Here is a 14,132-nt window from a genome sequence, read left to right on the forward strand (position 1 = left end):
CCGGAAGGTGCGGCTGGATCACCTCCTTTCTAAGGAGCACCTACAATCACCTTGCCCCGCGTTATGTGGGTGTGGAGGGGTTGTCAGGAGTAAAAGCCCGTTGCGCAGACGATTGTTCTGCGGCGGGTGCTCATGGGTGGAATATCAACGAATAGGTGCCTGGCGGCACGTGCCGGCGGTTAGTACGGTCACTGGTGTTCCCTTCGGGGGGCCCGGTGTCCTGGAACGCTCGCCGGAACGGTATCGCCGGGTAGTGTTTGGCACACTGTTGGGTCCTGAGGCAACAGGGCCGGGGTTAGCCCCGGTGCTTGTTTGTTTCTGGTTTCCTGGCTGCATCGAGCATGCACGGTTTGGTTCCTTTTGGGGGCTGGTGTGTGGGGTGTGTGGTATGGGGTTGTTGTTTGAGAACTACATAGTGGACGCGAGCATCTTTTATAAGAAGCAATTTCCAAGAATATGAACCTGGATCTGGCTGCGCGTGATGGTGTCATCTCCTTTTGGGGGTGGTGGTGTTGGGTGTGGCTGGTTTTCGTGGTTCTCTCGTGAAGTAGTTTTTTTGATCTTTTGTGGTCAAGTTTTTAAGAGCACACGGTGGATGCCTTGGCATTAGGAGCCGAAGAAGGACGTAGGAATCTGCGATAAGCCTGGGGAAAACAATAGTGATTCCGTCAGTAGTGGCGAGCGAACGCGGATCAGGCTAAACCGTTCCATGTGTGATAGCCGGCGGGCGTTGCATGGTCGGGGTTGTGGGACTTCCCATACTGTCTCTGCCGGGGCAGTGGGGTGAGAGTGTGAGTATAGGTGAACGGTCTTGAAAGGCCGGCCGTAGAGGGTGTGAGCCCCGTAACCGTAATGCTGTGCACCGCCTGGGAGGGATCCCAAGTAGCACGGGGCCCGAGAAATCCCGTGTGAATCTGTCAGGACCACCTGATAAGCCTAAATACTCCCTAATGACCGATAGCGGACCAGTACCGTGAGGGAAAGGTGAAAAGTACCCCGGGAGGGGAGTGAAACAGTACCTGAAACCGTGTGCTTACAATCCGTCGGAGCCAGTCTGATTCTGGTGACGGCGTGCCTTTTGAAGAATGAGCCTGCGAGTTAGTGTTACGTCGCGAGGTTAACCCGTGTGGGGAAGCCGTAGCGAAAGCGAGTCTGAACAGGGCGTTGCAGTGGCGTGATCTAGACCCGAAGCGAAGTGATCTACCCATGGCCAGGTTGAAGCGACGGTAAGACGTCGTGGAGGACCGAACCCACTTCAGTTGAAAATGGAGGGGATGAGCTGTGGGTAGGGGTGAAAGGCCAATCAAACTTCGTGATAGCTGGTTCTCCCCGAAATGCATTTAGGTGCAGCGTTGCGTGTTTCTTACCGGAGGTAGAGCTACTGGATGGCTAATGGGCCCTACAAGGTTACTGACGTCAGCCAAACTCCGAATGCCGGTAAGTGAGAGCGCAGCAGTGAGACTGTGGGGGATAAGCTTCATAGTCGAGAGGGAAACAGCCCAGACCACCAACTAAGGCCCCTAAGCGTGTGCTAAGTGGGAAAGGATGTGGAGTTGCGAAGACAACCAGGAGGTTGGCTTAGAAGCAGCCATCCTTAAAAGAGTGCGTAATAGCTCACTGGTCAAGTGATTCCGCGCCGACAATGTAGCGGGGCTCAAGTACACCGCCGAAGTTGTGGATTTCAGATATTAGCTAAGCCGCCCCTTGTGGGTTGGTTCAGGCGTCTGGAGTGGTAGGGGAGCGTCGTGTGGGCAGTGAAGTCGCGGTGTAAACCAGCGGTGGAGCCTACACGAGTGAGAATGCAGGCATGAGTAGCGAAAGACGGGTGAGAAACCCGTCCGCCGGATGATCAAGGGTTCCAGGGTCAAGCTAATCTGCCCTGGGTAAGTCGGGACCTAAGGCGAGGCCGACAGGCGTAGTCGATGGACAACGGGTTGATATTCCCGTACCGGCGAAAAACCGCCCATGCTGAACAGGGGATACTAACCGCCCGAGACCTGACCAATCACCCTTGTGGTGTGCGGTTTTTGGTGGAGCGCGGGACCTGATCCTGGGAGGCAAGCGTATTAACAGGTGTGACGCAGGAAGGTAGCCGAGCCGGGCGATGGTTGTCCCGGTCCAAGGATGTAGGGCGAACGGTAGGCAAATCCGCCGTTCATGATGCCTGAGACCTGATGGGACTCCCGTAAGGGGGGATTCGGTGATCCTATGCTGCCTAGAAAAGCATCGGCGCGAGGTTTTAGCCGCCCGTACCCCAAACCGACACAGGTGATCAGGTAGAGAATACTAAGGCGATCGAGAGAATTATGGTTAAGGAACTCGGCAAAATGCCCCCGTAACTTCGGGAGAAGGGGGGCCCCAACCTTGAACACCACTTGCTGGTGGGAGGGGATCGGGGCCGCAGAGACCAGGGGGAAGCGACTGTTTACTAAAAACACAGGTCCGTGCGAAGTCGCAAGACGATGTATACGGACTGACTCCTGCCCGGTGCTGGAAGGTTAAGAGGACCGGTTAGCCGCAAGGCGAAGCTGAGAATTCAAGCCCCAGTAAACGGCGGTGGTAACTATAACCATCCTAAGGTAGCGAAATTCCTTGTCGGGTAAGTTCCGACCTGCACGAATGGAGTAACGACTTCCCCGCTGTCTCAACCATAAACTCGGCGAAATTGCAGTACGAGTAAAGATGCTCGTTACGCGCAGCAGGACGGAAAGACCCCGAGACCTTTACTATAGTTTGGTATTGGTGTTCGGAGTGGCTTGTGTAGGATAGGTGGGAGACGTTGAAGCCCGGACGCCAGTTCGGGTGGAGTCATCGTTGAAATACCACTCTGGTCACTTTGGACATCTAACTTCGGCCCGTAATCCGGGTCAGGGACAGTGCCTGATGGGTAGTTTAACTGGGGCGGTTGCCTCCTAAAAAGTAACGGAGGCGCCCAAAGGTTCCCTCAGCCTGGTTGGCAATCAGGTGTCGAGTGTAAGTGCACAAGGGAGCTTGACTGTGAGAGAGACATCTCGAGCAGGGACGAAAGTCGGGACTAGTGATCCGGCGGTACATTGTGGAATGGCCGTCGCTCAACGGATAAAAGGTACCTCGGGGATAACAGGCTGATCTTGCCCAAGAGTCCATATCGACGGCATGGTTTGGCACCTCGATGTCGGCTCGTCGCATCCTGGGGCTGGAGTAGGTCCCAAGGGTTGGGCTGTTCGCCCATTAAAGCGGTACGCGAGCTGGGTTTAGAACGTCGTGAGACAGTTCGGTCCCTATCCGCTGCGCGCGCAGGAAATTTGAGAAGGGCTGTCCTTAGTACGAGAGGACCGGGACGGACGAACCTCTGGTGTGTCAGTTGTACTGCCAAGTGCACCGCTGATTAGCTACGTTCGGATGGGATAACCGCTGAAAGCATCTAAGCGGGAAGCTCGCTTCGAGATGAGATTTCCATACACCCTCGGGTGTGAGAGGCCCCCAGCCAGACCACTGGGTTGATAGGCCGGATGTGGAAGCGAGGACTAACGACTCGTGAAGCTGACCGGTACTAATAGGCCGATAACTTACACCACACACCATTGGTGAACGGATTCAAAAGACGTTCACACCCACAATGGTACGAAGATAACAAGACTGCCCGCGTCCACTATGTGGTTCCCAACCAACAAACCCGTTGCTTGGTTACGGCGGTCATAGCGTGGGGGAAACGCCCGGTCCCATTCCGAACCCGGAAGCTAAGACCCACAGCGCCGATGGTACTGCACCCGGGAGGGTGTGGGAGAGTAGGTCACCGCCGGACAACCATTAGGTCGAGGACCCCCAACCACGTTGGGGGTCCTCCCGCATTTAACGGGCTCTTCACACTTGAGGGTGTAATCGCCGGCTGGATGTTGGCTGATGCGTCGGCCCCGTGGCAGCGATGCGCAAACGCAGCCGGAGGCCCGTCTTGTGTCACCGTTCGCAGTGGACTTCTCCGCGTACCCGCATCAGATCGGTCAACGGCGCACCCGATAGCGCAGGTGAAGCACCCGGTTGCCCTGAATCACCACGTCGGGATCCTCCAACAGGTGCTGTGCGTGGACCGACCCGAAGTAGCGCTTGCCGGACCCGAACACGACGGGTACGACGTCCATGCGCACCTCGTCGACCAGGCCCGCGGCAAGCACCTGGCCACCGACGTCGCCAGCGGCGACCTCGACGATGCGGTCACCCGCGAGCTCATGCGCCTTGGCCACGGCTGCCTCGACGCCGTCGACGAAGTGAAACGGCGCCTCGGGGTCCCAGCCCTCGGGCTTCGGCCGGTGCGTCACGACGACCACGTGGTCGACCCCGCCCGGAGGCTTCCCGTCCCAGCCGTCCGTCATGTCGAAGACGTGGCGGCCGACGATTGTCGCCCCGATCTGGTCCCAATACGGCCGGGTGTAGTCGTAGGATGTCTGCGACACCTTCACCTCGCCGCTCTCGTCCAACGGGACGTCACCGCTGGACAACCAGTCGAACAGCGGTCCGGGCTGGTCGTTCTCGTCCGCGACGAAGCCGTCCACCGACACCGAGCTGTACATGACCACCTTGCCCACGGGGCACTCCTTTGCTTTGGTGTGCCCCATATTAGCGAGTCGTGCCGGCGTCGGGTCCAACTCGCGATCCACGGCTACCGCGGTCACAAGGACGACACGCTCTACGCCGCCCGGAGGACCCTGCTCACCGGCGCCGACCTACGACTCGAACACCTCCGCGGCTCCGCCCTCGGGTTCCGCAACCTCACCACCTACATCGCCAGATCGCTACTCGAGACCGGCGGCTTCAGGCCGCTGCTACACCCTGGATTATGAAGAGCCATTTAACAATGTTTTCGCAGTTGAGGTGTTTATGCCGCGAATGGAATACCAATATTCTATTCGGGGAATACAAATGTGCGGCGCATTTTTGCGCATAATTATTTGCGCTGTGCATTTTTGCAGCAAATTCTTTGGATCCCTACTGGCCATTAGGGCTTAATGTGGGCTCAAGGCATTGGGGGTGCGTGAATCGGACTTAGGAGTCCCACGATGAGCCTCAAATCGAACTTTGCCTTCGGCAACAAAAATCCCAAAGAATATGCCTCAGGCAACAATCCCAAAAAACCTCGGCCTGGATACGCGCATTTGCGTAAACGTTGGATATCTGTGGCCACAACTCTTTTTCTAGCGGCCACAGTTTCCATCATTGCTGAGCCGGCGGAAGCTGCCACATTGACGTTTCCCGCTTCGGCGGACGCTGTCGTCAAGCGTGACACTCCCACTACCAACTACGGCACGGCAACTGGCCTTAAGGCCGACAATTCGCCGGTGGAAATGTCGTTCTTGAAATTCACAGTATCCGGTGCCGGGACCAACGTCACCGCTGCGAAACTCAGGCTGTTCGTTGCCGACCCCTCCAACCTGGGTGGTCAGTTCCGCCGTGTTCTGAACAACTCATGGACTGAAAGCACGATCAACTTCAACAACGCGCCGGTGGCCGAGACCACGGTTGTGGCATCGCGCGGAGCCGTATCCATCAACACCTTTGTGGAAATTGATGTATTCAGCGTTGTTAGGGGAGACGGCACTTACTCGTTCAGGATCAATAACACTTCGTCCGACGGCGTAATTTACAGTTCGAAGGAAACTTCCGACGCGACGCGCCGTCCCCAACTGATTCTGACGACTGGCACAGCGCCGCCACCGCCCCCGCCACCCCCTCCGCCGCCACCACCGCCCCCTCCGCCGTCAAGTGCCTGTGGCAAGGCGGCAGCGCCGCCGGCGACATACGACCATGTCATCTGGGTGCTCTTCGAGAACAAGACGTACTCGCAGGTCATAGGAAGCGCCAACGCGCCCTACATGACGCAAACTGCCAGGCAGTGCGCCTCAGTGTCCACGTGGAGTGACGCGGGACTCGGCTTGCCGTCGCTGCCGAGCTATCTGGCCATGACATCCGGCAGCACACAAGGCGTAACCTCAGACTCCAATCCGAGCGGCCTGCCACCGATAACAGCCGACAACATCTTCCGGCAAGTGAGGGCATCGGGCCAGTCGCAGAAGAGCTATATGGAAGACATGCCATCGAACTGCAGACTGAGTGCGTCCGGCCTGTACGCGGAACGGCACAACCCCGAAATCTACTACCAGGGACCGGGGGACAGAACCGCCTGTGCCACCAACAACGTGCCCATGGGTACCACGACTTCGGGAAACCTTGCCGGGGACCTCGCCAACAACACCCTGCCGGCTTTCTCCTTCCTCACCCCGAACGTCTGCAATGACATGCATGACTGCAGCATCGCTACCGGCGACACCTGGCTTTCCCGATGGCTGCCCATCATCCTGGCCAGCCAGAGCTACCAGGCAGGACGTACCGCCGTATTTGTGCTTTTCGACGAAGACACGCCCCTCCCGAATTTCGTCGTGGCACCGTCGGTGGTCACGGGCACGGTTGTGCAGGGCTCCTACAGCCACTACTCCTTGTTGCGATCAACCGAGGAAATGCTGGGGATCGGCCCGAAATTGCTCAATGCTGGCAACGCGCTTAGCCTGAGGGGGCCGTTGAATATATAGTCAACTCACATTCTCAGTGCCCGTTGAAATACCCGACATCCGGCCGCGGAACATAACCCGGCCGGATGTCGTTGTGTGAGCGGGATGTGGGGCAGGTATTCCAGGTTCCCGCACGTTCAACCACCGACGTCAAAGGACAATTCATGCCCCAGCGCACCATCGTCATCACCGGAGCCAGCGACGGTATCGGCGCAGCAGCCGCGCGGAACCTGGCGAAGGCAGGCGAGCGGATCGTCGTCGTCGGCCGTTCTCCCGAAAAGACCAAGGCGGTGGCCGCCGGCCTGGGAGCCGATTACTTCATCAGCGACTTCGCCGAGCTGTCGCAGGTGCGTGACCTGGCCACCGCGCTGAAGGAAAAGTACGCGCGGATTGATGTGCTGGTCAACAACGCCGGCGGCATCATGGGCCAGCGCGAGCTCACCGTGGATGGCTACGAGAAGACCTTCCAAATCAACCACCTGGCCCCGTTCCTGCTTACCACTGAACTCATGGACGTGCTGGTGGCCAGCAGCGCAACGGTCATCAACACCGCCAGTGGCGCCAACGCGTTCGGGAACCTTGATCTGGCCGACCTCCAATCCGCCCGGAAGTACTCGACGAACCGCGCTTACGGCACGGCCAAACTCGCGAACATCCTGTTCACGTCGGAGCTGCAGAACCGCTTCGGCGCGGCAGGAATTTCGACGGCGGCCTTCCACCCCGGCGTTGTCGCCACCAACTTCGCCGCGGACTCGACCAGCTGGATGCGGCACGCCTACAAGACATTCCTGAACCGCTTCCTGCTGACTTCAGAACAGGGCGCCGACACGCTGGTGTGGCTCGCCACGTCAACCCCCGGCCAGGACTGGGTGCCCGGTGCGTACTACGCCAAGCGGGCCCTGGCGAAGGCCAATAAACAGGCGTACGACGCTGAGCTCGCGCGGGAGCTGTGGGACCGGAGCGCGGAGATGGTCAAGGAAGAGGAGCCCGTGGAGAGGCCTGAGCTCGACCGCCGGTAGCCGAGGCTGCCTCTATCGAGCGCGGCCCCGCTGATCGAGCTTGTCGAGATCCAGGGTTTCGACAGGCCCAACCAGTGGCCGGGGTCAGCCCTCGCAGCCGTAGCCGTCGTGGTTGCCGTCCAACCGGTAGATATCAGTGCCAACGACCTGGACCGGTCCCTGCACGTAGGCGGGGCCGTTGCCGCTGCCCCCTGAACAGTCGACGTCTGATGCGATGGGCACGCACGCGCCCGAGTAGTTAGGGTCGCAGTCCGATGCCGCCGGCCCCGGAGGCGCTACCAGCGCCTGCTGGGCAGCCTGTTCCGCCGCGGCCTGGGCGGCGGCTGCATCCCGTGCAGCTCGAGCCTCGGCAGCTCGCTGCGATGCAACTCGGGCGGCCGCGGCGTCCGCGGCAGCTTTCTTTGCCGCAGCCTTTTCGGCTGCCAGCTTCGCGGCCTTGTCGGCCGCAGCCTTCGCTGCGGCCTTGGCAGCGGCAACTTTCGTGGCAGCGGCCTTGGCCTTGGCAGCTTTGGCTAAAACGTCCGCAGCCCGCTGGTCCGTGACGGCTTTGGAGGCGGATGCTTCGAGCCACACGAGCTGGCCGGAGGCGTCCTTGGTGCAGATGAAGGCCTCCGACGACTGCGGCATCTGGTCCTTTTCTGACGCACACGGGGTCATTGCCAGCGTGCTCTCTGAAGGAGTTTCCGTGGCTACCTGCGGCTGCCCAGTGCCACCGTTGGCCAGAACGCTGCTGCTGGCCGCCGCTCCATTTCCACAGGCGGTCACCGTCAGCAGCAGCAGCAGGCTAGGCAGGGCCAGCCATTTGACGCGTGCGCGGGCAGCTGGTCCGTCGAGGAAAGCGCTTTTGCGCGCGCTGAAGTACTGGCTCGTGTTCATTGATGCCCCATTAATTCACAAGGTGTGCGAAGTGTGAGGCGAGCGTAGCACCGGCCGATCCGTCGTCAATGGTTCCTCGAAAATATGACACGGCTAATGCAAGTATTTCGTTCTGCCAGCGCTGAAGGAGCGCCGGCATGGGATAGCATTCCTCTAGCTCCCGCCGACCAGTGGCCGGAGGCGTTTTTCAATGGGGGAGTCATTCTTATGAGCGTGAAGATAATTCTCGTGGCAACTGTGGCGGCCGCGGGTCTGCTGTTGACTGTTTCCGTGCCGGCAAATGCTGCCCCGGCACCGAGGTCGTACAAGAACTGCACTGAACTCAACCGCGTCTATCCCCACGGTGTGGGCAGGAAGGGCGCCCGGGACCGGACCTCCGGCAGACCAGTCACTAACTTCACGGTCAATAACACTGTTTACGCGTACAACGACGGTGCACCGAAGCGCTATCTCCGCGAATACGACCTTGACCGCGACAACGACGGCATCTCCTGCGAGAAGCGGTAATTGCTCGGGCGCTCGTGGAGCTCAGACTTTGCTGATCGAGCTTGTCGAGATCCAGGGTTTCGGCAGGCTCAACCAGCGGTGTGGCTGATCGAGCCTGTCGTGATCCAGGGTTTCGGCAGGCTCAACCAGCGGCACTCGGTGCTCGGTTTCGGCAGACTCAACCAGCGATCCAGCCCTCAACCAGCGGCCTGCCCTCACCGCTTGAGCCGGAGCTCCTCCAGCGCGTCGATGGCGTCCGCCGAGCGCAGGATGGCGAGTTCCAGTCCCGTCTCGGGTTCCGGGTGGGAGAACAGGTAGCCCTGCATAGAATCGCAGCGCAGGTCCGTCAGATAGGCGGCCTGGGCTGCCGTCTCGACGCCTTCCGCCGTGACGGTTAGGCCCAGGCTGTGGGCCATGTTGATCATGGAACTGAGAATCGGCAGCTTCTCCGCGCCCGTTCGGATCATGGAGACAAAGGACCGGTCAATCTTCACGGCGTCCACGGGCAGGTCCTGAAGCCGGCCCAGCGATGAATAGCCGGTTCCAAAATCATCCAGCGCCACCCTCACACCCGCCCGGCGCAGGCAGCCCAACTGCTCGATGACGTGCTCATCGGGGTCGAAGAACACACTCTCCGTGACTTCCAGCACGAGCTGCCTGGCGTCCATGTCACAGGATTCCGCAAGGCAGAGCACACCATCGGCGAAGTCGCGCTCCTTCAACTGCGTTCCGGAAACGTTCACCGCCAGGGAGTGTCTGGGGTCGCCGGCGAGCCAGGGCCGCAGCTGGGTGAAGCTTTCCTGCAGCATATGCGTGCCGATGGCGGACATCAGCCCGCTGCGCTCCGCCGCCGGAATGAACAGCGACGGCGGGATCCTCTCCCCGTCCCGGTCCCACCGGGCAAGTGCCTCGAACTGGGTCACGGATTCAAGCAGAGGTGACACGATGGGCTGGAAGTTGACCGTGAGCTCGCCGTTGTCCACGGCGAGCCGCAGGCCGGCCTCCATGTCAGTCCGCTGGACCAGCGCCGTCATCATCTCAGGTTCGAACCGCATGTAGCGGTTCTTGCCAGCAGCCTTCGCCGCATACATGGCCACGTCTGCGTGGCGCAGCAGCTCCGAAGCGACTACAGCATCCTGGCTCGAAGCGAGTCCCAGGCTCAGGCTGGGCCGCAGCATGGCCCCCTCGATCCATACCGGCACATTCAGGGATTCCACAATGCATGCCGCCACCGACTCTGCGTCCTGCGAACCCGTCAGGAGCACCACGAATTCGTCGCCGCCGAGACGGGCCACAGTGTCCTCGGACCCAACGCAGGACCGCAAACGCCGGGCCACCTCGATCAGCATCTGGTCCCCGGCGTGGTGGCCCAGAATGTCGTTGACCTCCTTGAAGTCGTCCAGATCCAGGAGAAGGACGTCGACGGCGGCACTGCACTCGCCGTGCAGGGCCTCGGTCAGCTGGTCGTGGAACAGCTTGCGGTTGGCCAGCCCGGTCAACGGGTCCTGGAACGCCATCGCCTTGAGCTGGGCCGCCTGTGCGGCAAGGTCCGATAACGCCTGCCGGGCCTGCTCCTGCGCTTTGCGCCGTGGTGTGACATCGCGGAAGCTCCACACCCGGCCAACTACCTGGTGGTCAACCTTCTGCGGACGCGAATACCTCTCGAACGTTCGCCCGTCAATGAACTCAAGGACGTCGTGGCTTTCAGCGGTGGGATGGGTATAGAGCTCATGCACCTTGTCCAGAAACGTCGCGGGGTCTGAGAGCTGACCCAGCACGAACCCCATCACAGCCTCGTCGTCATGCGTGGCCAGCAGCTCACGCGGAATTCCCCACATGGACACAAACTGATCGTTGAGGCCGGCGATTTGGCCGTCCGAGCCCACCACCAGGATGCCGTCGGCCGTCGACTCCAATGTGGCGCTGAGCAACGACATTGCCTCCCGCAACCCGGCGTCGGCCTCCTTGCGGTGCGCTGTGGTTCGCACGGACACGGTCATGGAAGCGCCCTGCTCCGAGCCGAGCAGGGAACAGGCCACCTCGCCCTGGAACTCTGTGCCGTCGCGGCGGAGGCCATAGGTCTCAAACGGAAGGTGGGCCGCGGCGCCCTCGGCCGTTCCGTGGCCGCGGCGGAGGCTGGCGAAGAGCCGCTCGAAGCCGTCGCGAAAGCCTTCAGCAAGGATGAAGCGGTGATTCTGGCCGACCAGCTCCTGCCGCGCGTACCCAAACATTGTTCCCGCCGCGGTGTTGGCCAAGCTGATGACGCCGTCCTCGGCGATGACCAGCACAGCGTCCGGAAGCGCATCGAAGATTGCCTGGTAGTGCGGACGCGGATCCTCATGCTGCTCGGGCCGCAAAGGAGCATCCATTAACCGACCACCGTGTGAGACCACGAATCCTTCATTGAGTGCCAACCCCCTTGGGGAAATCATAGAGGGCTGACCTGACAGGCTCTACCCCGCGGTGTCCGCCAGCCAATCAACCGGAGCATCCGACCCGGCAGCCTCTGGCAAAATAGCCAGCATGGAACCAGCCGGCACTGTCCCAGCCTACGATCTCCGCATCAGCATCCGGGGCACCGAACCCCTTATCTGGCGCCGGTTGCACGTCCCGGAGACCATTACTGTTCCCGAACTTCACAGCGCCATCCAGGTGGCCTTCGGCTGGGAGAACCGGCACCTCTACGCCATCACCGCCGTCGACCGCCACGGCAGTTACCGAAGCATCATGGGACCTGATGAAGCGGCAGAGGACACCGACGCGGAGCCCGCGTCCGGCGTCGTGCTCTTTGAACTGGCGGACACCCGCAATCCAGGCCCCGCGAAACTGGAGTACGAGTATGACTTCGGTGACTCATGGATCCACGAAGTCGAAGTCCTGGGTGAGGCCTCGGTACCGGCCTGCACCATGATTTGTGTGGAGGGCGCCAACCGCGGCCCGGTGGAGGACGCCGGCGGAATCGGCGGATACCGGCGGCTGATCGAAGTCCTGGCCGATCCGGGCCACCACGATCATCAGGAGATGGCGGACTGGTACAAGTTCGCGACCGGTGACGGTGGCGGCACGTTTAACCCCTCATTTGTGGACCTGGCCGACATCAACGGGCGGCTTCGCGCGCTGAGCCGGAAAATCTGGCCGGAACCGCTTTCCGACGCTGAACTCAGTGCCGTGCTCCGTCCCGTCCTCTGGTTGCTCGGCCAGATGCCTCCGGCCGGTCTGGAACTCACCAAGGACGGCTACCTCAAACCGGCCGTGGTCCGGCAGATGATGGATGAGCTCGGGTGGGAGTATAGGTGGCCGGGAAAAGCGAACCGCGAGGTCCAGACGTTGCCCGTTCTGCGTCTCCGTGAACAGCTGCAGGCGTGGAAGCTCATCAGGAAGCTGAAAGGGCGCCTGCACCTGACGCCTGCGGCTCGGAAAATGCACGACGGCGGGCGGCCACTTTGGGACTACATCGCCGAGCGAGTGGCTTTCCCGAAAGAAGACGCCATGAGATTGGTGACCGCACTCGTGGTCCAGTGGATGATCGACGGGTCCACGCCGGCGGGGGACAGGCGCGAGCGGATCATTGCCGATTCGCTGGAGCGAGCGGGGTTCCGGATGACTTCCGGAAACTCCGTCCCTCTTGACTTGGCCCAGGATCTTTACCTTGACGTCCGGTGGACGCTGGAATGTCTCGACCTGGTTCATCCCGAGCCGCGCTGGACCAAGCCGCCTGTGCTCACTGACGGCGGACTGAAGTTCCTGCTCCAAGTCCAGTCGCTTCAGGGAGACTAGGGGCGCCGTCCCGCCGGAAGTGTTCCCATTCTTGTCAGGACCTCAGGGTATGTTTGGGCTTTGACGGAAGGATTCCTTATGACGGAGCCCGAATGGGTCCAGCACGCCATCTGGTGGCAGGTGTATCCGCTCGGCTTTGTCGGGGCCGAACCCGGGATGGCGCCGGAACGGCGGCTGACCCACCGACTCGGGCAGCTGCTTCCTTGGCTTGATTATGTGGTGGGGCTCGGGGCGTCCGGGCTGGCGCTCGGTCCCGTCTTTTCGTCGGAATCGCACGGATACGACACCACGGACTACTACACCATCGACCCCCGCCTGGGCGACGACGCCGACTTTGACGAACTGATTGCGCAGGCGCACGCGCGGGGTCTCAAGGTCCTGCTCGACGGCGTCTTCAACCACACCGGCCGCAGCTTCGAGCCGTTCCAGCGCGTTCTCGCCGAAGGCCCGCAGGCAGCCACGGCCTCCTGGTTCCGGCTGACATGGCCGGACTCCGCCTGGTCCCCGGGGAGCGAGCCAGAGTACGAAGACTTCGAGGGCCACCATCACCTAGTGGCGCTGAACCACGAAGAACCCGAGGTCGCCCACTTCGTCACGGACGTGATGAAGCACTGGCTCGGCCGCGGCGCCGACGGGTGGCGCCTCGACGCGGCGTACGCGGTCCCGCCGTCGTTCTGGAAGCCTGTCCTGGCGGAGGTACGCCGCGAGTATCCGGAGGCGTATTTCCTCGGCGAGTACATTCACGGGGACTACGCGGCGGAAGTGCGTGCGAGCACCCTGGATTCGGTCACGCAGTATGAACTCTGGAAGGCCATCTGGAGCTCACTCAACGACGGTAACTTTTACGAGCTCGCGGCGGCACTGGAACGGCACAACGGGTTCCTCGATACCTTTTTGCCCCTGACCTTCGTAGGGAACCACGACGTCACCCGCATCGCGAGCAAGCTGGAGAATCCGGACCTGCTGCCGCTCGCCCTCACCGTACTCCTGACAATCGGCGGAACACCGTCTATCTACTACGGCGACGAGCAGGCATTCCGCGGCGTCAAGGAGGACAGAGCCGGGGGAGACGACGCCGTCCGGCCGGCTTTCCCCGCCGCGCCCTCGGATCTGGCAACGGTGGGGCGGCCCGTCTACCACGTGCACCAGGAACTGATCAGCCTCCGCCGGCGCCACCCGTGGCTGCACGGCGCGCACACCGAGGTCCTGACCCTCAGCAACGAGCACCTTGTTTTCGAGGCCCGCGCCAACGGCGGCGCCCTGGTCGTGGCCCTGAACCTGTCCGGTGAACCGGCCCGGCTGGCTGTGCCCAAGCCGGCTACAGGGTTGCTGGCAGGCCGGGGCGAGAAACAGCCAGGCAGGGACGCTGTGAGTCTGCCGGCATATGGGTGGGCGGTGCTGGGCACCTCCGGTGCCTGAGCAACGCCGCTGGTTG

8 protein-coding genes and 2 rRNA genes are annotated in these 14,132 nt (G+C 61.3%); 7 read left to right on the forward strand and 3 right to left on the reverse strand.

What is annotated here, in order from left to right; genetic code table 11:
* The first annotated feature begins 568 nt into the window (after positions 1-568).
* Positions 569-3,557, forward strand: a 23S ribosomal RNA gene (locus AC1DDG_RS19995).
* Positions 3,558-3,667: 110 nt separating this feature from the next.
* Positions 3,668-3,784, forward strand: a 5S ribosomal RNA gene (gene rrf / locus AC1DDG_RS20000).
* A gap of 196 nt (positions 3,785-3,980) precedes the next feature.
* Here the strand turns inward: rrf and AC1DDG_RS20005 are convergent.
* Positions 3,981-4,562, reverse strand: a complete 582-nt coding sequence (locus tag AC1DDG_RS20005) for a dihydrofolate reductase family protein (RefSeq protein ID WP_476877438.1) — start codon at positions 4,560-4,562, stop codon at positions 3,981-3,983.
* A 471-nt stretch (positions 4,563-5,033) separates the two neighbouring features.
* Here AC1DDG_RS20005 and AC1DDG_RS20010 point away from each other — a divergent pair, with 471 nt between their 5' ends.
* Both AC1DDG_RS20010 and AC1DDG_RS20015 read left to right on the forward strand, forming a co-directional pair.
* Positions 5,034-6,560, forward strand: a complete 1,527-nt coding sequence (locus AC1DDG_RS20010) for a CBM96 family carbohydrate-binding protein (RefSeq protein WP_476877439.1) — start codon at positions 5,034-5,036, stop codon at positions 6,558-6,560.
* A gap of 143 nt (positions 6,561-6,703) precedes the next feature.
* Positions 6,704-7,558 carry an SDR family NAD(P)-dependent oxidoreductase gene (locus AC1DDG_RS20015; protein ID WP_476877440.1) on the forward strand — a complete coding sequence of 285 codons (855 nt, stop codon included), beginning with the start codon at positions 6,704-6,706 and terminating at the stop codon, positions 7,556-7,558.
* Positions 7,559-7,642: 84 nt separating this feature from the next.
* Here the strand turns inward: AC1DDG_RS20015 and AC1DDG_RS20020 are convergent, their stop codons facing one another.
* The gene (locus AC1DDG_RS20020) at positions 7,643-8,434 is read right to left on the reverse strand and encodes a hypothetical protein (protein WP_476877441.1); all 792 of its coding nucleotides are present in this window, start codon (positions 8,432-8,434) and stop codon (positions 7,643-7,645) included.
* Between the two features lie 207 nt (positions 8,435-8,641).
* On the opposite strand from AC1DDG_RS20020, the gene AC1DDG_RS20025 reads away from it, so the two are divergent.
* Positions 8,642-8,941, forward strand: coding sequence for an excalibur calcium-binding domain-containing protein (locus AC1DDG_RS20025; protein ID WP_230117061.1), 300 nt, complete (start codon positions 8,642-8,644; stop codon positions 8,939-8,941).
* 194 nt (positions 8,942-9,135) lie between these two features.
* Here the strand turns inward: AC1DDG_RS20025 and AC1DDG_RS20030 are convergent, their stop codons facing one another.
* Positions 9,136-11,289 carry a putative bifunctional diguanylate cyclase/phosphodiesterase gene (locus AC1DDG_RS20030; protein WP_476877442.1) on the reverse strand — a complete coding sequence of 718 codons (2,154 nt, stop codon included), beginning with the start codon at positions 11,287-11,289 and terminating at the stop codon, positions 9,136-9,138.
* 154 nt (positions 11,290-11,443) lie between these two features.
* Between AC1DDG_RS20030 and AC1DDG_RS20035 the strand changes: the two genes are divergently transcribed.
* Together AC1DDG_RS20035 and AC1DDG_RS20040 are read left to right on the forward strand one after the other, a co-directional pair.
* On the forward strand, positions 11,444-12,697 hold the full coding sequence (locus AC1DDG_RS20035; RefSeq protein WP_476877443.1) for a plasmid pRiA4b ORF-3 family protein: 1,254 nt from the start codon (positions 11,444-11,446) through the stop codon (positions 12,695-12,697).
* A gap of 78 nt (positions 12,698-12,775) precedes the next feature.
* Positions 12,776-14,116, forward strand: coding sequence for an alpha-amylase family glycosyl hydrolase (locus AC1DDG_RS20040; protein ID WP_476877444.1), 1,341 nt, complete (start codon positions 12,776-12,778; stop codon positions 14,114-14,116).
* Positions 14,117-14,132: the final 16 nt, after the last annotated feature.

This window comes from Arthrobacter sp. 10L430, assembly GCF_056395245.1.

Bases quoted from the DNA above. Each gene is read 5' to 3' on its own strand.
- AC1DDG_RS20030 (WP_476877442.1), bottom strand. From the start codon at position 11,289: ATGGATGCTCCTTTGCGGCCCGAGCAGCATGAGGATCCGCGTCCGCAC.
- AC1DDG_RS20020 (WP_476877441.1), bottom strand. From the start codon at position 8,434: ATGAACACGAGCCAGTACTTCAGCGCGCGCAAAAGCGCTTTCCTCGAC.
- AC1DDG_RS20025 (WP_230117061.1), top strand. From the start codon at position 8,642: ATGAGCGTGAAGATAATTCTCGTGGCAACTGTGGCGGCCGCGGGTCTG.
- AC1DDG_RS20035 (WP_476877443.1), top strand. From the start codon at position 11,444: ATGGAACCAGCCGGCACTGTCCCAGCCTACGATCTCCGCATCAGCATC.
- AC1DDG_RS20015 (WP_476877440.1), top strand. From the start codon at position 6,704: ATGCCCCAGCGCACCATCGTCATCACCGGAGCCAGCGACGGTATCGGC.
- AC1DDG_RS20040 (WP_476877444.1), top strand. From the start codon at position 12,776: ATGACGGAGCCCGAATGGGTCCAGCACGCCATCTGGTGGCAGGTGTAT.
- AC1DDG_RS20010 (WP_476877439.1), top strand. From the start codon at position 5,034: ATGAGCCTCAAATCGAACTTTGCCTTCGGCAACAAAAATCCCAAAGAA.